Annotated in this window: 23 protein-coding genes and 2 tRNA genes; 7 read left to right on the top strand and 18 right to left on the bottom strand. The window is 68.6% G+C overall.

Annotated elements, in window-relative coordinates; genetic code table 11:
* Window positions 1–8 precede the first annotated feature (8 nt).
* From ACWGO6_RS09650 to ACWGO6_RS09695, 10 genes are all read right to left on the bottom strand, one after another.
* Window positions 9–81: transfer RNA gene (locus ACWGO6_RS09650), tRNA-Thr, on the bottom strand.
* A 69-nt stretch (window positions 82–150) separates the two neighbouring features.
* On the bottom strand, window positions 151–1,707 hold the full coding sequence (locus ACWGO6_RS09655) for an alpha/beta hydrolase (RefSeq protein ID WP_452326572.1): 1,557 nt from the start codon (window positions 1,705–1,707) through the stop codon (window positions 151–153).
* Window positions 1,704–2,861, bottom strand: a complete 1,158-nt coding sequence (locus ACWGO6_RS09660; RefSeq protein ID WP_136040566.1) for a DNA polymerase III subunit delta' — start codon at window positions 2,859–2,861, stop codon at window positions 1,704–1,706. Before ACWGO6_RS09660 ends, ACWGO6_RS09655 begins: the two co-directional genes overlap by 4 nt.
* A gap of 57 nt (window positions 2,862–2,918) precedes the next feature.
* A complete protein-coding gene (gene tmk, locus ACWGO6_RS09665; protein ID WP_452326573.1) occupies window positions 2,919–3,548 on the bottom strand; it encodes a dTMP kinase in 630 nt (209 codons plus the stop codon).
* On the bottom strand, window positions 3,545–6,403 hold the full coding sequence (gene topA / locus ACWGO6_RS09670; protein ID WP_452326574.1) for a type I DNA topoisomerase: 2,859 nt from the start codon (window positions 6,401–6,403) through the stop codon (window positions 3,545–3,547). Before topA ends, tmk begins: the two co-directional genes overlap by 4 nt.
* Window positions 6,404–6,480: 77 nt before the next feature.
* On the bottom strand, window positions 6,481–6,810 hold the full coding sequence (locus tag ACWGO6_RS09675) for a helicase (protein WP_452326575.1): 330 nt from the start codon (window positions 6,808–6,810) through the stop codon (window positions 6,481–6,483).
* Entirely contained in the window at window positions 6,810–7,172 is a 363-nt protein-coding gene (locus ACWGO6_RS09680; protein ID WP_452326576.1) for a TadE family type IV pilus minor pilin, read from the bottom strand. Before ACWGO6_RS09680 ends, ACWGO6_RS09675 begins: the two co-directional genes overlap by 1 nt.
* Entirely contained in the window at window positions 7,172–7,369 is a 198-nt protein-coding gene (locus tag ACWGO6_RS09685) for a DUF4244 domain-containing protein (RefSeq protein WP_452326577.1), read from the bottom strand. Before ACWGO6_RS09685 ends, ACWGO6_RS09680 begins: the two co-directional genes overlap by 1 nt.
* Before the next feature lie 69 nt (window positions 7,370–7,438).
* Window positions 7,439–8,341 (bottom strand): type II secretion system F family protein, encoded by a 903-nt coding sequence (locus ACWGO6_RS09690; protein ID WP_452326578.1) that lies wholly within the window; start codon window positions 8,339–8,341, stop codon window positions 7,439–7,441.
* A complete protein-coding gene (locus tag ACWGO6_RS09695) occupies window positions 8,335–9,342 on the bottom strand; it encodes a TadA family conjugal transfer-associated ATPase (RefSeq protein ID WP_452326579.1) in 1,008 nt (335 codons plus the stop codon). The genes ACWGO6_RS09690 and ACWGO6_RS09695 overlap by 7 nt, the downstream gene beginning before the upstream one ends.
* A 401-nt stretch (window positions 9,343–9,743) precedes the next feature.
* On the opposite strand from ACWGO6_RS09695, the gene acs reads away from it, so the two are divergent.
* Window positions 9,744–11,711: an acetate--CoA ligase gene (gene acs, locus ACWGO6_RS09700; protein ID WP_452326580.1), complete on the top strand. Its 1,968-nt coding sequence runs from the start codon at window positions 9,744–9,746 to the stop codon at window positions 11,709–11,711.
* 88 nt (window positions 11,712–11,799) lie between these two features.
* Here the strand turns inward: acs and ACWGO6_RS09705 are convergent, their stop codons facing one another.
* Window positions 11,800–12,258 carry a RidA family protein gene (locus ACWGO6_RS09705; protein ID WP_136040629.1) on the bottom strand — a complete coding sequence of 153 codons (459 nt, stop codon included), beginning with the start codon at window positions 12,256–12,258 and terminating at the stop codon, window positions 11,800–11,802.
* A complete protein-coding gene (locus ACWGO6_RS09710; RefSeq protein ID WP_136040630.1) occupies window positions 12,255–12,479 on the bottom strand; it encodes a hypothetical protein in 225 nt (74 codons plus the stop codon). Before ACWGO6_RS09710 ends, ACWGO6_RS09705 begins: the two co-directional genes overlap by 4 nt.
* An 88-nt stretch (window positions 12,480–12,567) precedes the next feature.
* On the opposite strand from ACWGO6_RS09710, the gene ACWGO6_RS09715 reads away from it, so the two are divergent.
* From ACWGO6_RS09715 to ACWGO6_RS09740, 6 genes are all read left to right on the top strand, one after another.
* Window positions 12,568–15,126 (top strand): transglycosylase domain-containing protein, encoded by a 2,559-nt coding sequence (locus ACWGO6_RS09715; RefSeq protein ID WP_452326581.1) that lies wholly within the window; start codon window positions 12,568–12,570, stop codon window positions 15,124–15,126.
* Window positions 15,117–16,058, top strand: coding sequence for a metallophosphoesterase (locus tag ACWGO6_RS09720; protein WP_452326582.1), 942 nt, complete (start codon window positions 15,117–15,119; stop codon window positions 16,056–16,058). The genes ACWGO6_RS09715 and ACWGO6_RS09720 overlap by 10 nt, the downstream gene beginning before the upstream one ends.
* 56 nt (window positions 16,059–16,114) lie before the next feature.
* Window positions 16,115–16,191, top strand: a tRNA-Pro gene (locus tag ACWGO6_RS09725).
* Between the two features lie 74 nt (window positions 16,192–16,265).
* Window positions 16,266–16,742: a VanZ family protein gene (locus tag ACWGO6_RS09730; RefSeq protein WP_452326583.1), complete on the top strand. Its 477-nt coding sequence runs from the start codon at window positions 16,266–16,268 to the stop codon at window positions 16,740–16,742.
* On the top strand, window positions 16,739–17,494 hold the full coding sequence (locus ACWGO6_RS09735) for an HAD-IIB family hydrolase (RefSeq protein WP_452326584.1): 756 nt from the start codon (window positions 16,739–16,741) through the stop codon (window positions 17,492–17,494). Before ACWGO6_RS09730 ends, ACWGO6_RS09735 begins: the two co-directional genes overlap by 4 nt.
* Window positions 17,495–17,546: 52 nt before the next feature.
* Window positions 17,547–18,389: a DUF1295 domain-containing protein gene (locus ACWGO6_RS09740; protein ID WP_452326585.1), complete on the top strand. Its 843-nt coding sequence runs from the start codon at window positions 17,547–17,549 to the stop codon at window positions 18,387–18,389.
* 30 nt (window positions 18,390–18,419) lie between these two features.
* Here ACWGO6_RS09740 and ACWGO6_RS09745 read toward each other — a convergent pair whose 3' ends face one another.
* The 6 genes from ACWGO6_RS09745 to ACWGO6_RS09770 all read right to left on the bottom strand — a co-directional run bounded on the left by ACWGO6_RS09745 (window position 18,420) and on the right by ACWGO6_RS09770 (window position 25,408).
* Complete coding sequence (locus tag ACWGO6_RS09745) at window positions 18,420–19,679, bottom strand: alpha-hydroxy acid oxidase (RefSeq protein ID WP_452326586.1); 1,260 nt, start codon at window positions 19,677–19,679, stop codon at window positions 18,420–18,422.
* Window positions 19,680–19,689: 10 nt separating this feature from the next.
* A complete protein-coding gene (locus tag ACWGO6_RS09750; protein WP_452326587.1) occupies window positions 19,690–20,412 on the bottom strand; it encodes a FadR/GntR family transcriptional regulator in 723 nt (240 codons plus the stop codon).
* A 209-nt stretch (window positions 20,413–20,621) separates the two neighbouring features.
* A complete protein-coding gene (locus tag ACWGO6_RS09755; RefSeq protein ID WP_136040637.1) occupies window positions 20,622–21,275 on the bottom strand; it encodes a thymidine kinase in 654 nt (217 codons plus the stop codon).
* A 9-nt stretch (window positions 21,276–21,284) separates the two neighbouring features.
* A complete protein-coding gene (locus ACWGO6_RS09760) occupies window positions 21,285–22,757 on the bottom strand; it encodes a malate:quinone oxidoreductase (RefSeq protein ID WP_452326588.1) in 1,473 nt (490 codons plus the stop codon).
* Between the two features lie 83 nt (window positions 22,758–22,840).
* Complete coding sequence (locus ACWGO6_RS09765) at window positions 22,841–23,908, bottom strand: aspartate-semialdehyde dehydrogenase (protein ID WP_376100529.1); 1,068 nt, start codon at window positions 23,906–23,908, stop codon at window positions 22,841–22,843.
* Window positions 23,909–24,127: 219 nt separating this feature from the next.
* Complete coding sequence (locus tag ACWGO6_RS09770) at window positions 24,128–25,408, bottom strand: aspartate kinase (RefSeq protein ID WP_136040640.1); 1,281 nt, start codon at window positions 25,406–25,408, stop codon at window positions 24,128–24,130.
* Window positions 25,409–25,660: the final 252 nt, after the last annotated feature.

The following is a 25,660-nucleotide window of genomic DNA, read 5'->3' on the forward strand; positions in this document are numbered from 1 at the left end:
GCCTTCGGAGCCGCTTGTCAGAATCGAACTGACGACCTTTTCATTACGAGTGAAATGCTCTGCCGACTGAGCTAAAGCGGCGTGCGACGCGTGAGCGGCGCGATCACCGATATTACCCTGTCTCGTGCTCGCTCGCGAATCGAGCCCGCTTCACTCGCAGCGCAGGCCGTCTTCGGGCACCACATCGTCGAGCAGGAACGCCTCGACGGCGTCGTCCACGCACACGTTGCCCTTGTTGTAGCCGGTATGTCCCTCGCCGACGCGAGTGATGAGGACGCCTTCTTCGAGTTGGTCGGCCAGCGACTCGGACCACTCGTACGGCGTTGCAGGATCGTTCGTCGTGCCGATCACGAGGATGGGGCCTGCGCCCTCAGCCGTGATCTCCCCCCGCGTGCCGGTCGGCGGGTAAGGCCAGACCTCGCAGGAGTCGGGTCCGGTCCAGTACGGGGCGATCGTCGGAGCCCCCTCGGCGATCTTGGCCTCGGTCGCGGCTTCGGCGGCCGGGTCGTCTTCGACCGGGTAGTCCATGCAGTTGTATGCCCGGAAAGCCTCGGTGGAATTGTCGGTGTAGACCCCGTCGTCGCCGCGCTTGTTGTAGAAGTCGGCGAGCAGGAATGCGGTGGTCGGGTCGCCCTGGAGCGCCTCGTCGAGGGCCTGGGTGAGGATCTCCCAACTCTCCTGGGCGTACAGCGCGGCGATGATCGCCGTCAGCAGGGAGTCCGCTCCCATCAAGCGTCCGTCGCCGTTCTCGAGCGGCGTGCGATCGACACTCGCCAGCAGCGCCCCGAGGTCGGCCATCGCCTCATCCACCGTTCCGTTGAAGGGGCAGCTTCCCGAGTCGAGACAGTTCTGCATGTAGGCGCGCAGCGCCGACTCGAACCCCAGCGCCTGAGTGGCGCCCACCTCGAGCCCCGGAACCGCGGGGTCGATAGCACCGTCGAGCACCAGGCGCCCGGCCTTCGCGGGGTACAGCTTGGCGTAGGTCGCGCCGAGGAACGTGCCGTAGGAGTACCCGAGGTAGTTCAGCTGCTTGTCGCCCAGCACGGCGCGGATCAGGTCCATGTCGCGGGCGGAGTTGACCGTGGTGACGTGCGGCAGGATGCCTTCACTGTTCGCCTCGCACGCCTCGGCGAACGACTTGTGCGCATCGAGCAGCTCGGCCTCCCACTCGGCGGTGCCGCGGGCTGCGGAGGGGATGCCGTAGAGGTAGTCGTCCATCTCGGACGCGTCGTAGCAGGTCACCGCGGTCGAGCCGCCGACTCCGCGCGGGTCGAAGCCGATCACGTCGTAGTTCTCGATGAGATCGGGCCCGACGGCGAAGTCGAGGCTGCTCTGGACGAGCTCCACACCGCTCGAGCCGGGGCCGCCCGGGTTCGTCAACAGGGAGCCGACGGGGGTCCCCTGCGCTCGGTGCCGGATCACCGACAGGCTGATGTCACCGGCTCCCGGGTTCTCCCAGTCGAGCGGCGCCGTCACGTCGGTGCAGTCGAAGCCGGGACCGCAGTCCGTCCACTCGAGCTCCTGCGAGTAGAAGGGCAGCAGGTCTTCGGCGACACCCTCGGTGTCGGGGACGATGGTGGTCGCCGGCCGCGAGGACTGCTCGGGGATCATCGCGTAGAGGCAGCCCGAGAGGGCGACGGATGCCGCGGCGATGCCGGCGATGACCGCGGCGGCGCGACGGAAGCGGGAAGTCGATCGGTGATTCACGGTTTCCTCCCGCTCGTGATCGTCACGAGCAAGCTCTCCAGCGCGAGCAGCGGAGCGACGTTGCGCTCCAGCGACTGCCGCGTCTCGGCAAGGTGGTCAAGTACGACAAGGGTACGGGCCTCGGGCCAGGCCGATGCCAGGCGCTCCAGCTCGGAGCGCAGCTCGCTGTTGATGAGGTCGTCTCCGCGGCCGAACTGGAGCATGATGACGTCGCGGAACAGCGACTGCATGTCGGTCAGCACGCGGTCGATCCCGTCACGCAGACTGCGCGTGGCACGCTTCTTCTGATCGTCTTCGAGGGCCGAGAGCTGCGTGCGCAGCGCCGGAGGTACGGCCTGCCCCTCGGCGATGCCGATCGTGCGCAAGAGCGAAGCCCGTTCCTGCGCGTCGCGCTCCGCGGTCAGTGCTTTCGCGTCGTCGGTCGCGGCCTGGATGATCCGCCCCGCCACGTCGACCGCATCGCCGACACCGCGGACGCCGATGACCGCGCGAAGGGTCTCGTCGCGCCGACGCCGCGCCGCATCATCGGTGGCGAGTCGCTGCGCCATGCCGATGTGGCGCTGCGCGTGCCGAGCGGCCTGCTCGGCGACGGCTTCGTCGACCCCCGTGCGCAGGCTGATGAGCCGGGCGACATCGGCGACATCCGGCTCACGCAGTCGCAGGGAGCGCACCCGCGAGCGGATCGTCGGCAGCAGATCGGCCTCGCTGGGCGCGCACAGGATCCACACCGTCTGCTCGGGCGGCTCCTCGAGGGCTTTCAGCAGCACGTTGGAGGTGCGTTCGACCATGCGATCGGCGTCTTCGACCACGATGACGCGGTATCGACCGGCGGAGGGTGCGAAGTAGGAGCGCTCGACGAGAGCGCGGGCCTCGGCGATCGTGATGATGACCTTGTCGGTGCGGAGCGCCGTGACATCCGGATGGGTGCCCGCGAAGACCTGGCGCATCACCGCCTCATCGTCGGGGTGGTCGGCGATCAGCGCCGCCGCGAACGCGTACGCGAGAGTCGAACGGCCGGATCCGGGCGGACCCGTGATCAACCAGGCGTGCGAGAGCGCAGCCGGATCGGATGCGGCCGCACGGAGCGTGTCGACGGCGGCATCCTGCCCCCACACATCCGCCCACGGGAAAGGAGCAGGAACGGTGGGAGGCATGCACTCAGCCTAATCGGGACCACCGACGCCGAACGGCACGGGTGTCGTTCGACCGGGTCAGCCCAGAAGAGCGGCGACCCGAGCGCGGATCTGCTCCGCGATCATCGACGGCGCTGCGGCGGCGTCGAGCACGAAGAACCTGTCGGGCTCGGCCGCCGCGAGGGCGAGGTACGCATCGCGCACGCGGCCGTGGAACTCCGCCTGTTCTGCTTCCAGTCGGTCGAACGGCTTGTCGGCGGAGTCGAGGCGGGTACGAGCCACCGTGGGGTCGAGGTCGAGCAGCACGGTCAGGTCGGGCAGCGCGCCTTCGGCCGCCCACAGGGACAGGTCGCGGATTTCCGCCGCATCGAGCACGCGGCCGGCGCCCTGGTAGGCCACGGACGAGTCGAGGTAGCGGTCCTGCAGCACCACGTCGCCGCGGTCGAGTGCGGGCCGCACGACCGTCGCGACATGATGCGCGCGGTCGGCCGCATACAGCAGTGCCTCGGCGCGCGGCGCGATGTCACCGCGATGATGCAGCACGATGTCGCGGATGAGCTGCCCGACTTCGGATCCGCCGGGTTCCCGCGTGCGCACGACCGTTCGGCCCGTGCTTTCGAGCCACTCCGCGAGAAGGTCCGACTGCGTGGTCTTGCCCGTGCCGTCGCCGCCTTCGAGCGTGATCCACACCCCGTGGCCCGGGGTCACGAGCCCGCCTTCTCCGCAGCCTTCGCGGCGGCGTTGGCTGCACGCGTGGCCGCTGCCTTCTTCGCCGCCGCCGAGCGTGCGGCCGACGTCGCCGCCGTGGTCTTCTTCGCCGCAGTCTTCTTCGCTGGAGTCTTCTTCGCCGCGGTCTTGGCTGCGGGCTTCTTGGCGGGCGCCTTCTTGGCCGGCGCCTTCTTGGCTGCGCCGCGCTTCGGGGCCGGCCCCTTCGCACGCTTGTCGGCGAGCATCTGCACCGCGATCTCGAAGGTGATGTCGTCGACGGTCTGGCCGCGCGGGATCGTGACGTTCGTCTCGCCATCGGTCACGTAGGCGCCGAAGCGGCCGTCGCGGATGCGGATCGGCTTGCCGCTGACGGGGTCCGCCTCGAACTCGGCGAGTGCGCTGGACGCACGGCGTCCGGCGCCGTACTTCGGCTGGGAGTAGATCTCGAGCGCCTGTTCGAGCGTGACGTCGAAGATCTGCGACTCGCTCTCGAGCGACCGCGAGTCGGTGCCCTTCTTCAGGTAGGGACCGAAGCGGCCGTTCTGCGCCGTGATCTCGTCACCGGATTCGGGGTCGACGCCCACCACTCGCGGCAGACTCAGCAGCTTCAGGGCCGTGTCGAGGTCGATTTCGTCGACGGACATCGAGCGGAAGAGCGATGCGGTGCGCGGCTTCGGAGCCGCCTCCTTCTTCGCGCCGCGCTTCGGCTTCGGGGCCTCGACGACCTCGCCGGTCGCCTCGTCGACCGCGGCGTCCTCGGACACCGGGTCGTTCTCCTGCACGTACGGACCGAACCGGCCGTCCTTGACGACGACGATCTTGCCGTTCTCCGGGTTCTCGCCCAGCACGCGGTCGCCCGCGACGGGGGCGTCGATGAGCTCCTGTGCCTTCTCGGCGGTCAGCTCGTCGGGCGCGAGGTCTTCCGGCACGTTGACGATGCGCGGCTTGGCGTCGGGGTTCTCCGGGTCGGCGACCTCGAGGTACGGGCCGTACTTGCCGAAGCGCAGCGTGGCCGTGTCGGTGATGCGGGTGGAGTTGAGGGCCCGCGCGTCGATCTCGCCGAGGTTGTCGACGACCTGACGAAGCCCCGTGTGCGAGTCGGAGCCGAAGTAGAACGACTTGAGCCACTCCACCCGGTTCTGCTCGCCGCGGGCGATCGTGTCGAGGTCGTCCTCGAGCGCGGCGGTGAAGTCGTAGTCGACCAGCTCGGCGAAGTGCTCCTCGAGCAGCCGGACCACGCTGAACGCGAGCCAGGTCGGCACGAGCGCCTGTCCGCGCTTGACCGCGTAGCCGCGATCGAGGATGGTCTCGGGGATCGAGGCGAACGTCGAGGGACGGCCGATGCCCTTCTCCTCGAGCACCTTCACGAGCGACGCCTCGGTGTAGCGCGGCTTCGGCGTGGTGCGATGCCCCTTCGCCTCGGCATCCGACACCGCGAGCTGATCGCCGACGGCCACGGCGGGCAGCGACTGGTTCTCGGCGGCATCCGCATCGCCGCGCTTCTCGTCGCGCCCCTCTTCGTAGGCCTCCAGGAAGCCCTTGAAGATGTACACGGTTCCGGACGCCGTGAACTCCGCCTTCTTCCCGGCGGCATCGACGGCGATGGTGACCGTGGTGGTCTCATACTTCGCGTCGGACATCTGGCTCGCGACCGTGCGCTTCCAGATGAGGTCGTAGAGGCGCTGCTCGTCACGATCCAGTTCCGACGACAGGGAGGCCGGCGTGCGGAAGTTGTCACCGGAGGGGCGGATCGCCTCGTGCGCCTCCTGCGCGTTCTTGCTCTTGGACTTGTAGACGCGCGGCTTCAGCGGCACCGCGGCGTCGCCGTACAGCGCGACCGCCTGGCTCCGTGCCGCCTGCACCGCCTGGGTGCTCAGCGACGTGGAGTCGGTACGCATATAAGTGATGTAACCCTTTTCGTACAGCCGCTGGGCCACACCCATCGCCTGCTTGGCTCCCATCGAGAGCTTGCGCCCCGCCTCCTGCTGCATCGTGGAGGTCGTGAACGGCGCGTATGGGCTGCGCGTTCCCGGCTTGGCCTCGACCTTGGTGACGCTTCCGGTGCCGACGGCGTCGACCGCCTCGGCGAGCGCTGCGGCGGTGGCCTCGTCGAGGATGACGACGGCCTTCTTGAGCTTTCCGTCATCATCGAAGTCGGTGCCGCGGGCGAGCTGGCCGCCGTCGACGCGCACGAGACGGATCTTGAAGGATGTGCCGGTCGCGGCCGCCTGGGCATCGACGTCCCAGTATTCGGCAGAGGTGAACGCCATGCGCTCGCGCTCCCGGTCGACGATCAGGCGGGTGGCGGCGGACTGCACGCGTCCGGCCGAGATGCCCGTCTTGACCTTGTACCAGAGCACAGGCGAGACGTCCCAGCCGTACAGACGATCGAGGATGCGGCGGGTCTCCTGCGCGTCGACGAGGTCGTGATCGAGTTCGCGGGTGTTGCCGACCGCGGCCTGGATCGCGTCCTTGGTGATCTCGTGGAACACCATGCGCTTTACGGGGACCTTGGGCTTGAGCGTCTCGAGCAGGTGCCAGGCGATGGCCTCGCCCTCGCGGTCCTCATCAGTGGCGAGCAGGAGCTCGTCGGCGCTCTTCAGGGCGCGCTTGAGTTCGGCGACCGTCTTGGTCTTGCGATCGGAGACGACGTAGTACGGGTCGAACCCGTTGTCGATGTCGATGGAGTACTTCCCGTACGCCTGCTTGTCGGCGGCCGGGATGTCCTTCTTGTCAGCGAGGTCGCGGATATGGCCGACGGAGCTGAGTACCTCATAGCCGTCGCCGAGGTATCCCTGAATAGACCGCATCTTCGTCGGGGACTCGACGATGACGAGCTTCTTGCCTTCAGCCAAGGGTGCGTCCTTTCTTCGAAGCACACCATACACACCACTGTGTGGGGTCGTTCACAGTGAGTGAGGTCGCACGGCCGTCACTGTCCCTCGGGTGGCCCGGCACGGGCTCGGGAGACGGCTGCGAGTCCAGCGTACGCCGCCTGCACCTCCACGGTCGCCACGAAGCCCTCGAGCGAGCAGCCGGTGAGCGCCGCGCCCGCCGCCTCCGCGACCCGCCCGGCGAGCGCGCAGGGCTCCGCTGCGTTCGGCACGGCGCCGCTCGCGGCATCGGCTGCGGCGAGCGCCGCGGCATCAGCCGCCCCGGCAGCGCGCTGCGCCGTCACCGCCGCTCCACCGACGGCGGCGAGCCCGAGCGAGAGCGCGGCCGCGGCCGCCAAGACCCCCGCGGCCACCGCCGTGCCCGCCATCAGCGGCCTCCGTCGAGCGCACAGCTCGACGCCTGCAGTGGCAGCCGCACCAATGCGCCGACGGAAGCCTCGAACGTCGCCGTGACGCACACCAGGTCGCCCGAGTGCGACGTCGAGATCCCTGCGCCCGAGACGGCCGCGCCCACCACGCGCTGCGCGGCGTCCGCGCCCTCGCCGCGCCCGAGGAGACGGGCCGCATCCGCCGACGCATCCTGCAGCGCCACCTGGCGCGAAGCCGCGCCGAGCGCGCCCGCACCGAGGAGGAGCGTCAGGACCACCGCGGGCAGCGCGAGAGCAAGTTCTGCGGCGACGGAGCCTCGCTCCCCCACCCCGCCGCGACCGGCGCTCCTCCGGATAGGCATCACGACACGGTGAGCGCGCGCCGGACGAGATCGGTGAGGATCCCGCGAACCTCATCGGACCGCATGATGACGACGAGGAGCCCGGCGAAGGCGACCGCGGCCATCGTGGTGATGGCGTACTCGGCCGTGGCCGCACCGGTGTCGTCGCCGAACAGCGCAGCCGCGCGGCGCCGGTCGAGTCGGGGGATGTTGGTCATGATGTACCTCTTTCTCTGTGTGATGGTTTCGTCTCGGTGGGCTGGTCTCCGCAGGTGCCGGGAGTTCGCTCACAGGGGCAGCGGTGTCGCGGCCAAGACGCTGAGCAGCATCGGTGCCACGCCGAGCAGGAGGAAGGCGGGCAGGGTGCACACGCCGAGCGGGATGAGCAGCTGCGTCGAGAGCTTCGCCGCGCGCAGTCGGCCGTGCACCCGCGCGGCATGCCGATCTTGCGCGGCGGACGCCCGGAGAAGCTCCACGGCGGGCACGCCGGCTGCGCGGGACAGCTCCAGCACGGACCGGATGCCCTCTTCGGCCCCGCCGCCGGCCGAGCTCTCGGCGACCAGACGGAGGGCACGATCGATGGATGCGCCCCCGGCGAGCGCGACGGCCACCAGTTCGGCCCGCATCCCGGGCGTGCCAGGCTCGGGCGCAGCACGTTGGAGCAGCCGCCTGGTCCACAGCCGCGCCGCGAGCACGAGCAGCAGGCCCGCCACCACGCAGGCGGCGCCCACCGGGTTGCCGACGATGACCCCGAGTGTGTCGAAGCCGAGCGCGAAGCCGAGAAGGAGTCCGGCGAGCGGCATCCACAGCAGCAGACGCGCCGTTCCCGCAGGCTCGGCGAGTGCGATGCGCACGTCGTCAGCGGCGGACGCGGCATCGCGAAGGGATTCGGCGATGATCCTGAGCACCTCCGCGAGCGGGGCTCCGACTGTCGTGGCGATCTCCCACGCGGCTGCGAGGTCGACCCAGGCCCCACCCTCGGCCTCGATGGCGTCGAGAAGGGGCACCCCCGCCTCGACTCGGTCGGTCACGGCCACCGCGTGGGGATCGCCGATGCCAGCGAGGTGCCGCCAGGCGACGACCGGCACAGCGCCTGCCTGCAGCAGCACGGCCAACGTCTGCACCGAGGTCGCGGCGTCGCTCGGTCCCGTCCCGCTCTCGCTCGTGGCAGAACGACGCCGGATCACCACGGTGTCACCTCCTCGATGTCCAGCCGGTCGCCCGCCATCACGAGTCGCCCTGCCTGACGGATCCGACGCACGCCGCCGGGGGCACGGTCGAGATGCAGCACCACGGTGAAAGCACTCACCGCCTGCCGCGCGAGGGCGACCGCGTCCATGCCGGCCAGCGCGCCGAGGGCCTCGAGCCGGGCGGGCACATCGCGGAGTCCGCTGGCGTGCATCGTGCCGGCACCGCCGTCGTGCCCGGTGTTGAGCGCGGTGAGCAGCTCGCGGACCTCTTCCCCGCGGCATTCTCCGACCACCAGCCGGTCGGGCCGCATGCGCAGAGACTCCCTCACCAGCCGAGCGAGTGTGATCCCTCCCGCTCCTTCGACGTTCGCCTGGCGCGCCTCGAGCGCGACGTGATGGGGGTGGCGCGGTCGAAGCTCGGCGACGTCTTCGATCGTGACGATCCGTTCGGTCTCGGACACCTCGGAGAGCAGCGCGGACAGGAGCGTCGTCTTGCCCGTGCCGGTGCCGCCGGTGATGAGGATGTTCGCCCGCTCGGCCACCAAGCCGACGAGCCAGGCCCGCTGGCGTGCACCGAAGGAGCCGAGCGCGGCGAGCGCCTCGAGGTCGGCTGCCCGCACCCGAGGGATGCGGATGGAGAGCGCGGTGCCGGTCGTCGAGACCGGAGCGAGGACGGCGTGCACGCGGATGCCGGAATCGAGACGGACGTCGACGCACGGAGCCTGGTCGTCGAGATGGCGTCCGCCGAGACCGACGAGCGCGACGGCGAGGTCTCGGACCTCACGCTCCGACGCCCGCCATCCGTTCACCGGCTCGGCGCCGCTGCCTCGGTCGAGGAACAGGCCACCCCCACCGTTGACGAAGACATCGGTGACGGCGTCGTCGATGTGCGGGAGGAGCGGGCCGAAGGCGGGGTCGAGCCGCAGCGGTTCGGGAGCGGCCTCCGTCGCACCAGCGAGAGGGGCTGAGCCTCGGGGTTGGATGACGAAGGAATCGGACATACCGCGAAGGTAGGCGGCACGAACGGCGGGAGTGAGGGGATGCGCAACCGAACCTCGGACGCTGTGCAGAAGCTCCGCGGTGACCGGCCGGTGCAGGAGACGGACGGGCCACGACGCACCGAGAACGGGAGCGCTCCCAACGGAATGGGCGGCATCTCACGGGGGGAATGAGATGCCGCCCACGGCGATGCACGATTGGGGGAATCGGGCATGCCAAGGCCGGAATGAGATTTCGGCTGTCGTCGAGTGTACGCAAGGCAACCGTCCTGACAAAACCGACGCGACTACCGACTTTCGGCAGTATGCGATGTGTGGCCGCGCGGATAGATTCGCCCTGACCAGGCCGTCCACCCCCACGGCCGGGCTCGAACGACCCGAATGCCGCAAAGGAGCGTCTGCCGATGAGCAGCCAGATCGACCACCTTCTCGACGAGACCCGGCGGTTCGCACCGTCGGAGGAATTCGTCGCCCAGACCATCTCATCGCCCGAGCTCTATGAGCGCGCCGCCACCGACCGCGAGGCGTTCTGGGGTGAGCAGTCCCGCGAGCTGGTGCACTGGCACAAGCCGTTCACGCAGGTGCTCGACTGGACGAACCCGCCGTTCGCGAAGTGGTTCGACGACGGCGAGCTGAACGTCGCGTACAACTGCCTCGACCGTCACGTCGAGGCCGGGAACGGCGACCGCGTCGCCCTGCACTGGGAGGGCGAGCCGGGGGATTCCCGGCGCATCACGTATGCCGAGCTGACCGAAGAGGTCAAGCGGGTCGCCAACGTCCTCGAAGGGCTCGGCATCGGCCAGGGCGACCGCGTCGCGATCTACCTGCCCATGATCCCGGAGGCGATCGCCTCGATGCTCGCGGTCGCGCGTCTCGGTGCGATCCACTCCGTGGTGTTCGGCGGGTTCAGCGCCGACAGCCTCCGCTCGCGCATCGACGACGCCGGAGCGAAGCTCGTCATCACCGCAGACGGCGGTTATCGCAAGGGCCGCGTCTCCGCGTTGAAGCCGGCGGTGGACCAGGCCCTCGCCGATCGCGGCGAGGGTGAGCAGCAGACCGTCGAGCACGTCCTCGTGGTCCGGCGCGGCGAGAACGAGGTGGACTGGATCGAGGGACGCGACCTCTGGTGGCACGACGTGGTTCCGGCGGCATCCGCCGAGCACACGGCGCAAGCCTTCCCCGCGGAGAACCCGCTCTTCATCCTCTACACGTCGGGGACCACCGGAAAGCCCAAGGGCATCCTCCACACCTCCGGCGGCTACCTCACCCAGGCCGCGTACTCGCACAGGTACGTCTTCGACCTGCATCCGGAGACCGACGTCTTCTGGTGCACGGCCGACATCGGCTGGATCACCGGGCACAGTTACGTCACCTACGGTCCGCTCGCGAACGGCGCCACCCAGGTGCTCTACGAAGGCACGCCCGACGCACCGCACCCCGGCCGTTGGTGGGAGATCATCGAGAAGTACAAGGTCTCGATCTTCTACACCGCGCCGACGGCGATCCGCTCGTTCATGAAGATCGGCCGCAGCGTGCCGAAGAAGTTCGACCTGTCGTCGCTGCGACTGCTCGGCTCGGTGGGCGAGCCCATCAACCCCGAGGCGTGGATGTGGTACCGCGAGGTCATCGGCGCCGGCAAGACCCCGATCGTCGACACGTGGTGGCAGACGGAGACCGGAGCGATCATGGTCTCCGCCCTCCCCGGCGTCACGGAGACCAAGCCCGGATCGGCTCAGGTTCCGCTGCCGGGCATCTCGATCGACGTCGTCGACGAGCAGGGCGTCGAGGTCGGCAACGGCAACGGCGGGCTGCTCGTGATCACCGAACCCTGGCCGAGCATGCTGCGCGGCATCTGGGGCGATCCGGAGCGCTACCGCGAGACGTACTGGGAGAAGTTCGAGGATCAGGGCTACTACTTCGCGGGCGACGGCGCCCGCCTCGACGAGGACGGCGACCTGTGGCTGCTCGGCCGCGTCGACGACGTCATGAACGTCTCGGGTCACCGTCTCTCCACCGCCGAGATCGAGTCGTCGCTGGTCGCGCACGAGGCGACCGCCGAAGCTGCCGTGGTCGGCGCATCGGATGAGACCACCGGCCAGGCGGTCGTGGCCTTCGTCATCATCAAGGAGAGCTACCTCGCCGAACACGAGCCGGCAGGCCTTGCCCAGCTGCTGCGCCTGTGGGTCGGCGAGCAGATCGGGGCGATCGCCCGCCCGCGCGACGTGTACATCGTCGGCGAGCTGCCGAAGACCCGCTCCGGCAAGATCATGCGGCGACTCCTGCGCGACGTCGCCGAAGGCCGCGAGGTCGGCGACACGACGACACTGGCCGACACCGCGGTCATGAGCATCATCTCGGCACAGGTGAAGTAGCACTCCCGGCGTACGAAGAACGCGCCTTCCCGATCCGGGGAGGCGCGTTCTCTCTTGTACGGCACGGATGTGCCGGACGGCCGGATGCTCAGGCGAGGATGAAGGTCACCTCGACCTCGACCGGGCTGCCGAGGGGAAGCTCTGCGACGCCCACGGCCGCACGGGCGTGACGCCCGGCCTCGCCGAAGATCTCGCCGAGGACCTCGCTGGCGCCGTTGATGACGCCGGGCTGACCCGTGAAGTCTTCGGCGGAGGCGACGAAGCCGCCCACGCGGAGCACTCCGCCGATGCGGTCGACGCCGCCCACGGCATCCGCCGCCGCGGCGAGGGCGTTCAGAGCGCAGGTGCGCGCGTAGGTCTTCGCGTCCTCCGCCGAGATCGCGTCTCCGACCTTGCCCACGGCGGGGAGCGCACCGGCGACGAACGGGAGCTGACCCGAGGTGTAGACGAGGCCGCCGTGCGCGACCGCGGGAACGTAGGCCGCGACGGGTGCGGCGACCGCGGGCAGCTCGATGCCGAGCTCAGCCAGGCGGGCGGCGACGCTCACGCCTGGCCTCCCTCGAACTGACGAGCCGCCTGCTCCGCGGCGGCGAGGCCGGCGTTCGCCGAGGAATCCGACGTGACCGGACGCTTCAGGTAGGCGACGAGACCTCCTTCGGGACCCTGCACGACCTGCACGAGCTCCCAGCCCTGCTTGCCCCAGTTGTTGAGGATGGCTGCCGTGTTGTGGATCAGCAACGGCGTGGTGAGGTACTCCCACCTGGTCATGGCACTCCTGTCGATCGGGGCGCGACACCGTCGTTGCGGGCCGGCTCGTCAAAGGTGGTATTCAGGGAACTCCCCTACGATCAAGCGTATGCCCCAAAAGAATCGCACGGTGAGAGGCGTGCTCGGCGGTCTCGTCGGGCTCGTCGGCTTGAGCGCCGTCGCCGGCCTCCTGGTCGCTGCCAGCGTCACGCCCGTCCTCACCATGACCGGTCTCGCCGGCACCCAGGCACTCACTCTTTTCGATCAGCTGCCCGAGAACCTCAACCCGGGCACGCCGATGGAGCAGTCGACCATCTACGCGACCGACCCCGACGGCAAAACGGTCGAGCTCGCCTCGTTCTACGAGCAGAACCGCGTCCCGGTCACGTACGAGCAGGTGTCCCCCGTGCTGTACGACGCCATCCTCTCCAGTGAGGACAAGAGCTTCTACAGCCACGGCGGCGTCAACCTCGGCGCGACCGTGAAGGCGCTCATCGACAACGTGCGCGGCACCTCCAGCCGCGGCGCTTCCACGATCAGCCAGCAGTACGTGAAGAACGTGCTGATCCAGGAGTGCGAGCAGGACGTCGACCGGGCCTCCGAGACCTACGCCGACGATCTCCGCAAGTGCTTCGAAGACGCGACCAACGCCAGCGGCAATGAGGGCATCGAACGCAAGCTGCAGGAGATGCGCTACGCGATCCAGGTCGAGAAGGACTTCTCGAAGAACGACATCCTGCTCGGATACCTGAACATCGCGAACTTCGGTGGCACGGTCTACGGCATCGAAGCCGCATCGCGGTACTACTTCAACACGACCGCCGCGAAGCTCACGGTCGCGCAGGCCGCGACCCTGGCCGGCATCGTGCAGAACCCGAACACGTACCGCATCGACATGCCGCAGGGCACCACGACGAACCAGGACGGCGAAGCGGTGAACACCGCCGAGAGCGGATACTCGCTCACGAAGGACCGTCGCCACTACGTACTCGGACGCATGCTCGCCGACGGCAAGATCACCCAGGCGCAGTACGACGAGGCGGACGCATCCGAGATCACGCCGACGCTGAACCCGCCCACACAGGGGTGTGCGAAGGCCGGCGTCAACGCGTACTTCTGCCAGTACGTGCGATCGATCGTGCTCGACGACGAAGCCTTCGGCAAGACTCCCCAGGAGCGCGCCGACCTGCTCCGCCGCGGCGGCCTGAAGATCTACACCTCGCTGGACTACCGCATTCAGAATCCGGCGACGCAGGCGATGAGCGATATCGTTCCGGCCAACTACGACAACGACTACTTCGGCGCTGCGGGCGTCTCGATCGAGGTCGGTACCGGTCGTATCCTCTCGATCACGCAGAACACGCAGTTCGACGAGACCACCACCGATGATCTCGCGAAGACCTCGCTCGTCTTCGCCGGCGACCAGAAGCACGGCAACTCCGGCGGCTTCCAGGTCGGCTCGGTGTACAAACTCTTCACGCTGATCGACTGGCTCGAGAAGGGCCACTCGGTCAACGAGGTACTGAACGGCCGCGTGCAGACGAACCTGAAGATCCCCGTCTGCGAGAGCCCGCAGACCGCGAACACCAAGGAGATCGGCAACTTCGGCGGAGGGGGCGGATACACCGCGAGCGTCATGGACTTCACGCGACAGTCGTTGAACAGCGGCTACTTCGCGATGGCATCGAAGCTCGACATCTGCGAGATCAACAAGGTGGCGGATCGGATGGGCGTCACGCTCGCCAACGGCAAGAAGGTCACCGAAGAGAACGTCCCGTACGACGTGCTCGGCCCGAAGAACATCTCCCCCATCGCCATGGCGAACGCCTACGCCACGGTCGCGAGCGGCGGCAAGTACTGCACCCCGCGCGCGATCGACCGAGTGGTCGGCCCCGACGGCAAGGACCGCGAGCTTCCGGCGGCCTCGTGCACCGACGGCGTGATCTCCCCCGAGGTCGCCGCCACCGCCGCGTACGCTCTCAGGGGCGTGATGGACGGCGGCACCGGTCGCGACGCGAACCCGTATGACGGCACCCCGTTGATCGGCAAGACCGGAACGCACGACCGCTGGTCCACCATGATGATCGAGTCCAGCACCAAGGTCGCTACGGCGGTCTGGGCAGGGCGCTGGAAGGGCCAGTCGGACATCTACCAGAAATGGGCCGGGAACTACCAGCTCAACGGCATGCGCTACCCGTTGGCGAAGGCCGCCCAGGCCGCCGCCAACGCGGCGTATGGCGGGGACGACTTCCCACGTCCCGACGACAAGCTCACCCGTCGGGTGCTGGTCGACGTCCCGAACGTCGTCGGCATGACGATGGAGGAGGCGGAGTCGACCCTCAAGAGCAAGGGCTTCGGCGTGGCCGTCGGCGCCGCCGTCGACAGTGACAAGCCCGCCAACATCGTCGTCGCGCAGGACCCGCAGGGGCAGACCGCAGGGGGGACGACCATCACGATCTCCCCCAGCAACGGCCAGGGCACGACCGTTCCCGCGGGACTCGTCGGCATGTCGCGATCCGATGCGTCGGCCGCGCTCACCGCTGCGGGATTCACGTCGATCGCCATAGATAATTCCTGCAACCCGCCGACCGCCGTCGTGTCCGCCACGGACCCGGCACCCGGCACGGCGACCAGCAAGTCCACCGCCGTCACCGTGACGTGCAAGTAAACGCTCGCGGTGCCGCGCACCCGGCCCTCATCGCGCTCGGCGCGGTGGGGGCCGTCGGTGCTGCCGCAGCGGTCTGGGGCATCGGCATCGAGCGTTACCTGTTCACGGTGCGCGAGGCGACGGCAGCCGCGCTCCCGTCCGGTTCGGCGCCCCTGCGCATCCTGCATGTGTCGGACGCGCACATGGCGCCCTGGCAGCACCGCAAGCAGGACTGGCTGGCCTCACTCGCCGAGCTGAAGCCGGACCTCGTCGTCAACACGGGCGACAACCTCGGGCATGAGAACGGCCTGGACGGCATCCGCCGCGCATTCGACCCGCTCGCGGGCATCCCCGGTGTCTTCGTGCACGGGTCGAACGACGTGACCGCTCCCTCTCCGCGCAACCCCCTTCGCTACTTCCTCGGGCCGTCCAAGAAGCAGCCCGAGCCGGAGCACCTCGACACCGCGGCCATGGACCGGTACTTCACCGACGAGCTCGGATGGACCGATCTGAACAACGCGGCGGCACGGCTCACCATCGCCGGCGCCACGGTCGACCTCTTCGGTGTGAACGACGCTCACCGCGACTGGGACCGCCTCGATGTGCTGCCGGATGCCATCGGCTCGCTCGGTCCGCGCGACGCCTCCACACCGATGCTGGGCGTGACCCATGCGCCGTACCAGCGCGTGCTCAACGGATTCATCGGCCTCGGAGCGGACGCGATCCTCGGCGGTCACACGCACGGCGGCCAGGTGTGCCTTCCCGGCTACGGCGCCCTCGTGGCCAACTGCGACATCCCCCTCAAGCAGGCCAAGGGACTGAGCACGTGGTCGCACGACGGCCACACGGTGCCGCTCAACGTGAGCGCCGGCTGCGGACACTCGATCTACGCGCCGGTCCGCTTCGCCTGCCGCCCCGAGGCGACGCTGCTCACGCTCACCGCGCGGGACTGATCGCCGGCTCGATTCGGCGCAGGGAGCATTTCCCTGTAGACTCGGAGGGTTGCAAACGGGGTGTGGCGCAGCTTGGTAGCGCGCTTCGTTCGGGACGAAGAGGTCGCAGGTTCAAATCCTGTCACCCCGACCAGTGACACCGGAAGGCCGCCCCCACAGGGGCGGCCTTCTCTGTAGGGGGAACACGCACGAAGGGGGAACGGACGCATGGGGTCTCTTCTTCCGCCGCCGCGCCGATTCACCCGGGCGTGGGCATCGGCTCTCGGCATCCCGTTCCTGCTCGGACTCGCGGCTCTGACCCTCACGCCGTCGCGGATCGAACAGGTCATGCCCAATCTCCTCGACCTGACCCTCCGCGCCGCGCACCGCCTCGGTTGGGATTCGCTCGACTTCACCCGACTCGAGATCATCGCGAACATCCTGGTGTTCGTGCCCGTCGGCATCCTCGCCTTCCTCCTGCTCCCCCGCCGGGTGTGGCCGCTCGCTCTGCTGGTCGGGCCGTTGCTCTCGCTCGGCATCGAGACCGCGCAGCGTGTCGCCCTCCCGCACCGGGCAGCGACGGTGACCGACGTCGTGGCCAACTCGACCGGCGCGCTCGTCGGCGTCGTGTTCGCCGTCCTCTGCACGCTACTGCTCGCTTCACGATCCTCTCAGCGGCCACCTTCTAGGCTGGAGACACCATGACCGCGCCCACACTCGTCGCCTTCGACCTCGATGACACGCTCGCCCCATCCAAGGGCCTGATCGATCCGCGCATCGCGTCGCTGCTGCGCAGCCTGCTGCGATCGGTCGACGTCGCCATCATCTCCGGCGGCAACGAAGAGCAGTTCCGCAATCAGGTCCTCGCGCGCCTCGGCGATGCGGATGCCGCCGACCTCGCCCGCCTGCACCTGCTCCCGACCTGTGGCACGCGCTACCTCCGCCACGACGGGTCCGACTTCTCTCCGGTGTACGCGCACGACCTCAGCGACGAGGACAAGCAGGCCGCGTTGACGGCACTGCGGGAAGAGGCCGAGCGCCTGGGACTGTGGGAAGCCGAGCCCTGGGGCGAGATCCTCGAAGACCGCGGCTCGCAGATCACGTTCTCTGCGCTGGGGCAGCGCGCGCCGCGCGAAGCGAAGCACGACTGGGACCCCACGGGAGACAAGCGCGCGGCTCTTCGTGCCGCCGTCGCCGCGCGACTCCCCGGACTCGAGGTGCGCTCCGGCGGATCGACGTCCATCGACATCACCCGGGCCGGCATCGACAAGGCCTTCGGGATGCGACAGCTCGCCGAGCACACCGGCATCCCTCTCACCCAGATGCTGTTCTACGGCGATCGCCTCGACGAGAGCGGGAACGACTACCCGGTCCTTGCCATCGGCGTGCCGTCCGTGGCCGTCGACGGGTGGGAAGACACGGCGGACAAGCTCGATGAACTCCTGCTGACGCTCTGACGTCGGAAGCGTCCTGCGGCGCACTGTCGCGCTCTGGTCCTAACATGGCGTCATGGATGCCCTGCTGATCGTCATCATCACCGCCGCGGCCGCCAGCGTCGCGTGCTGGATCCTCTCCCTGATCACGCGCGACACCTCATGGGTCGATCGGGCGTGGTCGATCGTTCCCGTGGCCTACGTGTGGATCTTCGTGGCCGGCGCCTTCGCGAACGGCGACGGCTCCGTGCGCATCGTACTCATGGGCGTTCTCGCGACAGCCTGGGGCGCCCGCCTGACCTTCAACTTCGCGCGCAAGGGCGGCTACACCGGCGTCGAGGACTACCGGTGGGCGATCCTGCGCGGGCGCATGCGCCCGTGGCAGTTCCAGGGCTTCAACGTGCTGTTCATCATCGGCTACCAGATGACGCTGCTCGTGCTCATCACGCTGCCCGCCCTGGTCGCGGCGGAGCATCCCGCAGCCCTCACCGGGTGGGATGCACTCTTCGTCACCGCGTTCCTCGGGTTCCTCGTCGGCGAGACCGTGGCCGACCAGCAGCAGTGGCGCTTCCACCAGCGCAAGAAGCAGGCAGGGGGCACGCTCGCCCCGGGCTTCCTGACGACGGGGCTGTTCCGCTTCAGCCGCCACCCGAACTTCTTCTTCGAGCAGGCGCAGTGGTGGGCCTTCTATGCGCTCGGCGCGACCGCGGCGGTCGCGGGCGGTGCAGGCTTCGTCGGCGGCGCGCTCAACCCGACGATCATCGGACCTGCCCTGTTGACCCTGCTGTTCATCGGTTCGACCATCTTCACGGAGTCGATCACCGCATCCAAGTACCCGGCCTACGCGGAGTACAAGCGCTCGACCTCGATGCTCATCCTGTGGCCGCCGCGCGTCCGCGCCGTGGTCCCGCAGTCCTGAGACGGCGAGGCCACGGTACGGCCGAGGCGATCAGCGCGTGTGCGCCTCGGCGCCCGCGCGGGCGACCGGCATTAGACGGGTGAGCTGGGTGACGTGGCCCGGCTCCAGCTCGGCCAGCGAGGAGACACCCAGCAGCCGCATCGTGCGCTCGATCTCGCTGCGCAGGATGGCGATCGTGCGGTCGACGCCCTGGCGTCCACCGGCCATCAGGCCGTAGAGGTACGCACGGCCGATGAGCGTGAAGTCGGCTCCGAGTGCGACGGCCGCAACGATGTCGGCGCCGTTCATGATGCCGGTGTCGATCATGACGGTGAAGTCGTCGCCGACGGCCCTACGGACCTCGGGCAGCAGGTGGAACGGGATGGGCGCGCGGTCGAGCTGGCGTCCGCCGTGGTTCGACAGGACGATGCCGTCGACGCCCGCATCGCGCAGGCGCACGGAGTCCTCGACGTTCTGCACGCCCTTGATCACGATCTTGCCGGGCCAGATGTCGCGGATGACGGCGAGATCGTCGTAGCTGATCGTCGGATCCATGGCCGCATCCAGCAGCTCGCCGACCGTGCCGCCGGTGGTGCTCAGCGACGCGAACTCGAGCTTGGGCGTCGTGAGGAAGTCGAACCACCACCACGGGCGCGGGATCGCGTTGATGATCGTGCCGAGCGTGAGCTGCGGGGGGATGCTGAAGCCGTTGCGCTTGTCGCGCAGACGAGCACCGGCGACGGGAGTGTCGACGGTGAACTGCAGCGTGTCGAAGCCGGCCGTGGCCGCGCGGCGGGTGAGCTCGTAGGAGATCTCGCGATCACGCATCACGTACAGCTGGAACCAGTTGCGGCCGTGCGGGTTGGCGGCCTTGACGCCCTCGATCGACGTGGTGCCCAGCGTGGAGAGGGTGAACGGGATGCCGGCGGCGGCTGCAGCACCGGCTCCGGCGACCTCTCCCTCGGTCTGCATCAGCCGCGTGAACCCGGTGGGCGCGATGCCGAACGGCAGCGCCGACGGGCCACCGAGGATCTCGGTGCTCGTGTCGACGTCGGGTGCCGGACGCAGGATGCCGGGGTGGAACTCCACGTCCTGGAAGGCCTGGCGGGCACGGGTGAGGGAGAGCTCACCCTCGGCCGCGCCATCGGTATAGTCGAACGCCGCCTTGGGCGTGCGCCGCTTGGCGATCAGACGCAGATCATCGATGGTCAGCGCGGCGTCGAGGCGGCGCTTGCGACCGTCGAGTTCCGGCTTCTTGAACTTCATGAGGTCGAGGAGTTCGACGGGATTCGGGAGCTGGCGCTGCACCATGATGTGCCTCTCAGTTCTGGGGATGGATGTCGCGGGTGAGTCCCGCGGATGTGTAATAGCCGGTGATGTGCGTGCGGACGAGGGTTCGAGCAGCCTCGACATCGGCGGCATCGATCGCGGTGACCAGTGCGTGGTGCTCGGCGCGGAGCCTGACCGCCATCGCCTCCCAGTCCGGGATCGCCGCAGCTCCCGTCTGTACGTACGACTCGATCGACGAACGCAGGCCCGCCATCATCGCGGCAATCACCGTGTTCCCGCTGGCTTCCGCGAGCGAGAGATGCAGCTGGGCGTCGAGCGCGAGGAACTCCTCGGCGGAAAGGCCGTCGGCATCCATCGCGGCGAGCAGCTCATGAGCGCGTGCGGTGTCGCGATCGGGCGACGCGGCCATGGCGCTGACGACCGCATCCTCGAGGACGAGACGTGTGCGGACGACATCGTCCAACGGAAAGCCCTGAGCCGCCACCTGCAGTCTCAGCAGCGCCGACATGCCGCCGGTCGGGGTGGCGATGACGATGGCACCCGACTGCGGGCCGGAACCGGTGGCGGTGCGGATGAGCCCCATCACCTCGAGCACACGGAAGGCCTCGCGCACGCTGGACCTGCCGACGCCGAGCTCGGTCGCGAGATCCCGCTCCGACGGCAGGCGGTCACCGGGACCGAGTCGACCGTCGAGCAGATCGCGCTCGATGTGATCGAGCACGAGCTGCCATGCGCGCGCCGGCTGGTCGCTCATCGATCCTCCTGTGGTCTGACCACAGGTTAGCGCGTGTGGTCAGACCACGCAAACGGGCTCGAGCCTGCGCCGCCGAGCCCTGCGCCGCCGAGCCGCCCTTTTCTGTGCGAGCCAGCCCCTTGCGCGCGTCCGAAACGGGGCCGCTCGGGCGAAAGGGGGCGGCTCGACGGAATCGAGTGCGCGGCTCGTTCGGGCGAGGGCACGCGGACTCAGCCCAGGCGTCCGCCGGACTCCTCGAGATAGCAGGTGCCGCACAGCGACTCGTAGGTCGTCAGTTCCGGCGAGGGCGATCCGATGGCGCCCTCGTCGATGGCGACCTGGTCACCGTCGAACACGAAGCGCCCGCCCACGACGCGGCCGTTGAACACGGCTTTCCGCCCGCAGCGGCAGATCGTCTTGAGCTCCTCCAGCGAGTGCGCGATCGCGAGAAGCCGCGCGGATCCGGGAAAAGCGTGGGTGAGGAAGTCGTTGCGGATACCGTACGCCATGACCGGGATCCCGTCCTCCACCGCGATCCGGAAGAGATCGTCGACCTGAACCGGCGTGAGGAACTGCGCCTCATCGATGAGGAGACACGCGACATCTGCGGGTCCCGCGGGGAGCAACTCGTCGTCCGATGCATGCTGCATGCGCGCGCGGTGCTCCGCGAAGAGCGCGCGGGCGTCGTCGTCGGGGCCGATCAGGAAATCGACCTGACGGGTGACTCCGAGCCGGCTCTCGATCTCGGAGGCACCCTTGGTGTCGATCGCGGGCTTCGCGAGGAGCACGTGCTGGCCGCGCTCCTCGTAGTTGTACGCGGCCTGCAGCAGAGAGGTCGACTTGCCCGAGTTCATCGCGCCGTAGCGGAAGTAGAGCTTCGCCACGGTGCGGACTCAGACGTTGATGCCGAGGGTGGCGGCGGTCGCCTCGGTGGACTGCTCCGCGAGTGCGGCATCCGTGTTCAGCTTCTCGCCGAACGTGGGGATCAGGGCCCGCAGTTCGGGCTCCCAGCCCGGGTACTCCTCCGGGAAGCAGGCCTTGAGCAGCTCGAGCATGATCGGCACCGCGGTCGATGCACCGGGCGATGCGCCCAGGAGACCGGCGATCGATCCGTCGGCCGACGAGACGACCTCCGTACCGAACTGCAGGATGCCGCCCTTCTTCGGGTCTTTCTTCATGACCTGGGCGCGCTGACCGGCGTCGATGAGAGTCCAGTCCTCGTCCTTGGCGGTCGGCATGAAGGTGCGCAGGCTGTCGACCTTCTTGGCGTGGTTCTTCAGCAGCTCGCCGACCAGGTACGTGATCAGGTCGGGGTTCTTCACGGCCACCTGCAGCATCGGCAGCAGGTTGTGCGTGCGCACCTGCGAGACGATGTCGAGCATCGATCCGTTCTTGAGGAACTTCGGGCTGAACGTCGCGAAGGGCCCGAACATGAGCGAGGACTCGCCGCCGACGACGCGGGTGTCGAGGTGCGGAACCGACATCGGCGGAGCACCGACGGATGCCTGCGAGTACACCTTCGCCTTGTGCTGGGCGACGATCTTCGGGTTCGTGGTCTTGAGGAACTGGCCGCCGATCGGGAAGACGCCGTAGCCCTTGATCTCGGGAATGCCAGAATTCTGCAGCAGCTTGAGAGCCCAGCCGCCCGCACCGACGAACACGAAGCGCGCCTTGACCTCGTTCGGGGTGCGACCGATGGTCGTGCGGTACTTGACCAGCCAGCCGCCGTCCTTCTGCTTCTTGAGACTGCGCACCTCGTGGTTCGTGCGCAGCGTGACACCCGACTCGGTCAGGTGGTCGAAGAGCTGGTGCGTCAGGGCTCCGAAGTCGACGTCGGTGCCGGCCGGCACGCGCGTCGCGGCGAACGGCTCACCCTTGCGACGCTGCTGCATGAGAAGCGGCGCCCACTTGTTGATGACGCGGGAGTCCTCGCTGTACTCGATGCCGGCGAACAGCGGCTGCTCCTTGAGCACCTCGTAGCGGGCCTTGAGGTACGCGACATCCTTCTCACCGCGGACGAACGTCATGTGCGGGGTCGCGTTGATGAAGGTCGACGGCGCGTCCAGCACACCCTTCTCGACCAGCGACGACCAGAACTGGCGGCTCTGCTGGAACTGCTCGTTGATCGACACGGCCTTGGCGGGGTCGAGCGGAGCATCGCCCTGCTGCGGCATGTAGTTCAGCTCGCACAGGGCGGCGTGCCCCGTGCCGGCGTTGTTCCACGGGTTCGAGCTCTCCTGAGCCACATCCGAGAGTCGCTCGAAGGCGACGATCTTCCACTCCGGCTGCAGCTCGTGCAGGAGAGTACCCAGGGTGGCGCTCATGATGCCACCGCCGATCAGGACGACATCGACGTTTTCTGTCACCGAACCAGTCTAGGTGGCGGGCACGCGCTCGCAGACCATGTGGACCGCCCCTGCCAGAGCGGTTCCACATCGCGGGGATACCGTCAGGCTATGACCAGACGCTCCGCGAGGACCTCGGCGATCTGCACGGCGTTCAGCGCGGCGCCCTTGCGCAGGTTGTCGTTGCTGATGAACAGGACGAGGCCCTTGCCCTCGGGAGCAGACTGATCGGCACGGATCCTTCCGACGAAGCTCGGGTCCTTGCCCGCCGCCTGCAGCGGCGTCGGCACCTCGTCGAGTACGACGCCGGGCGCCGCGCTCAGAACCTCGCGGGCACGCTCGGGCGTGATGTCACGGGCGAACTCGACGTTGATCGACAGCGAGTGACCGGTGAAGACCGGGACGCGCACGCAGGTGCCCGCGACACGGAGGCCGGGGATCTCGAGGATCTTGCGGCTCTCGTTGCGGAGCTTCTTCTCTTCGTCGGTCTCGTTGTCACCGTCGTCGACGAGGTTGCCGGCGAACGGGATCACGTCGAACGCGATCGGCGCGACGTACTTCTCGGGCTCGGGGAAGTCGACCGCCGAGCCGTCGTGCACGAGACGCAGGGTGTCGCCCTGGGCGAGCACGCCCTCGACCTGACCGAGCAGCTCCTGCGCACCGGCGAGACCGGAGCCGGAGACGGCCTGGTAGGTGGAGACGATCAGACGCTCGAGGCCGGCTTCGGCATCCAGCGCCTTCAGCACGGGCATCGCGGCCATCGTGGTGCAGTTCGGGTTCGCGATGATCCCCTTGGGGCGCTCGTCGATCGCGTGCGGGTTCACTTCGCTGACGACGAGCGGAACCTCGGGGTCCATGCGCCAGGCGCTGGAGTTGTCGACGACCACGGCACCGGCTGCAGCGAAACGCGGGGCGTAGGCGCGGCTCGCCGTGGCCCCAGCGGAGAACAGGGCGATGTCGATGCCGGCGGCATCCGCCGTCTCGACGTCTTCGACGATGACCGTCGCGCCACCGAACTCGATCGCCGTGCCGGCGGAACGCGCGGAGGAGAACAGGCGCAGATCGCGGATCGGGAACGACCGCTCGGCGAGAATCTCGCGCATGACGGTGCCCACCTGGCCGGTGGCGCCGACGATGGCGACGGAGAGTCCTGATTCGGAGATGCGGGTCATGATGTTCCTTGGCGTCGTGCGGTGCTGCGTACGAGGCTTCGGGCGCGGCGTCGGGATGCGGATGCTGCGCCTGGCGCCGGTGTCAGGGTTTCGGTGAGTCTACCGTGGTCCGAGGTGAGGCGGACGATTCACGGTGCGGGTGACGATACGCCGACGAATTCGTGGAATCCCTCCGCGAATCGTCCAACTCTCGGTCAATCGTCGGGCAGCCGCCAGAGATCAGCGGCCGGTGCCGGCGTGGACCGTGGCGTCGGACTCCCCGTCGAGCCCGTAGGCGGTGTGCACGGTGCGTGCCGCCTCGGTCAGGTCGGTGTCGCGCAGGACCACGGAGATGCGGATCTCGGACGTCGAGATCATCTCGATGTTGATGCCGCCGGCCGAGAGCGCCTCGAACAGCGTCGCGGAAACCCCGGAGTGCGTGCGCATCCCCGCGCCGACGACCGAGAGCTTGCCGATCTGGTCATCGTGGATCAGGTTCTGGAAGCCGACCTCGGCCTGGTCCCCCGCCAGCGCCTTGAGCGCGCCGGCGGCATCCGCCTTGGGGACGGTGAAGGAGATGTCGGTGCGCCCGGTGGCCGACACGTTCTGCACGATCATGTCGACGTTGGCGCCCGACTTCGCGACGATCTTGAAGATCTCGGCAGCCTTGCCCGGGACGTCGGGCACGCCCGCGACCGTGATCTTGGCCTGGCTGAAGTCGGTGGCGACCCCGGCGACGATCGGTTCTTCCATGACTGCTCCCTCGGCTTCGCGAGGGTTCTTCATACCCTCGCCCAGAACGTACGTGCCCTCGGCCGACGAGAACGTCGACCGAGCGTGAATGAGGACGCCGTGACGGCGTGCGTACTCGACGGCGCGGATGTAGAGCACCTTGGCGCCGTTGGCGGCGAGCTCGAGCATCTCCTCGCTCGAGACGTGATCGAGCTTCTGCGCCTTCGGGATCACGCGCGGATCCGCGGTGAAGATGCCGTCCACGTCGCTGTAGATCTCGCAGACGTCGGCGTCGAGCGCGGCGGCGAGGGCGACGGCGGTGGTGTCCGAGCCGCCGCGGCCGAGAGTGGTGATGTCGCGGGTGTCGCGGTTGAAGCCCTGGAATCCGGCGACGATCACGATCGCGCCCTCGTCGAGCGCTTCGCGCAGACGCACCGGGGTCACATCGACGATGCGAGCGGCACCGTGCTGCGAGTCGGTGATCATGCCCGCCTGGCTGCCCGTGAACGACCGCGCCTCGAAGCCCATGGAGTGGATCGCCATGGCCAGCAACGCCATCGAGATGCGCTCTCCGCTGGAGAGGAGCATGTCGAGCTCTCGCGGCGCCGGGATCGGGGCGACCTCGTTCGCCAGTTCGAGCAGCTCGTCGGTGGTGTCGCCCATGGCGCTGACCGCCACGACGACGTCGTGACCGGCACGACGGGTGTCGACGATGCGCTTGGCGACGCGCTTGATGCTCTCTGCGTCGGCGACAGACGAGCCGCCGTACTTCTGCACGATGAGGGCCACGATCACTCCCTGGGATGTCGGGCGGATCCGCCCACGCTCATTCTACGATCGGCGCGTATGCCACGTTGCGCATGTGTCATCCACGCCCCGTGCACCTCCCGCGCGCGCCGCGGGTGCCCCCGCGGGTGCCGAGTGCACGGGAAGCTGCCGAGCGCACGGGAAGTCGGCGTCGACAGGCCGTGCGCTCGGCGATAAGCCGTGCACTCGGCGAATGCGACAGCGCGGGTGGGGGCGGAAGGCGACAGCGGGAGG

This window comes from Microbacterium sp. NPDC055665, assembly GCF_053618035.1.

Bases quoted from the DNA above. Each gene is read 5' to 3' on its own strand.
- ACWGO6_RS09730 (WP_452326583.1), top strand. From the start codon at position 16,266: ATGGGGTCTCTTCTTCCGCCGCCGCGCCGATTCACCCGGGCGTGGGCA.
- ACWGO6_RS09695 (WP_452326579.1), bottom strand. From the start codon at position 9,342: ATGTCCGATTCCTTCGTCATCCAACCCCGAGGCTCAGCCCCTCTCGCT.
- ACWGO6_RS09710 (WP_136040630.1), bottom strand. From the start codon at position 12,479: ATGACCAGGTGGGAGTACCTCACCACGCCGTTGCTGATCCACAACACG.
- ACWGO6_RS09660 (WP_136040566.1), bottom strand. From the start codon at position 2,861: ATGCCTCCCACCGTTCCTGCTCCTTTCCCGTGGGCGGATGTGTGGGGG.
- ACWGO6_RS09750 (WP_452326587.1), bottom strand. From the start codon at position 20,412: ATGAGCGACCAGCCGGCGCGCGCATGGCAGCTCGTGCTCGATCACATC.
- ACWGO6_RS09745 (WP_452326586.1), bottom strand. From the start codon at position 19,679: ATGGTGCAGCGCCAGCTCCCGAATCCCGTCGAACTCCTCGACCTCATG.
- ACWGO6_RS09740 (WP_452326585.1), top strand. From the start codon at position 17,547: ATGGATGCCCTGCTGATCGTCATCATCACCGCCGCGGCCGCCAGCGTC.
- ACWGO6_RS09685 (WP_452326577.1), bottom strand. From the start codon at position 7,369: ATGACCAACATCCCCCGACTCGACCGGCGCCGCGCGGCTGCGCTGTTC.
- ACWGO6_RS09675 (WP_452326575.1), bottom strand. From the start codon at position 6,810: ATGGCGGGCACGGCGGTGGCCGCGGGGGTCTTGGCGGCCGCGGCCGCG.
- acs (WP_452326580.1), top strand. From the start codon at position 9,744: ATGAGCAGCCAGATCGACCACCTTCTCGACGAGACCCGGCGGTTCGCA.
- ACWGO6_RS09735 (WP_452326584.1), top strand. From the start codon at position 16,739: ATGACCGCGCCCACACTCGTCGCCTTCGACCTCGATGACACGCTCGCC.
- ACWGO6_RS09765 (WP_376100529.1), bottom strand. From the start codon at position 23,908: ATGACCCGCATCTCCGAATCAGGACTCTCCGTCGCCATCGTCGGCGCC.
- ACWGO6_RS09715 (WP_452326581.1), top strand. From the start codon at position 12,568: ATGCCCCAAAAGAATCGCACGGTGAGAGGCGTGCTCGGCGGTCTCGTC.
- ACWGO6_RS09680 (WP_452326576.1), bottom strand. From the start codon at position 7,172: ATGCCTATCCGGAGGAGCGCCGGTCGCGGCGGGGTGGGGGAGCGAGGC.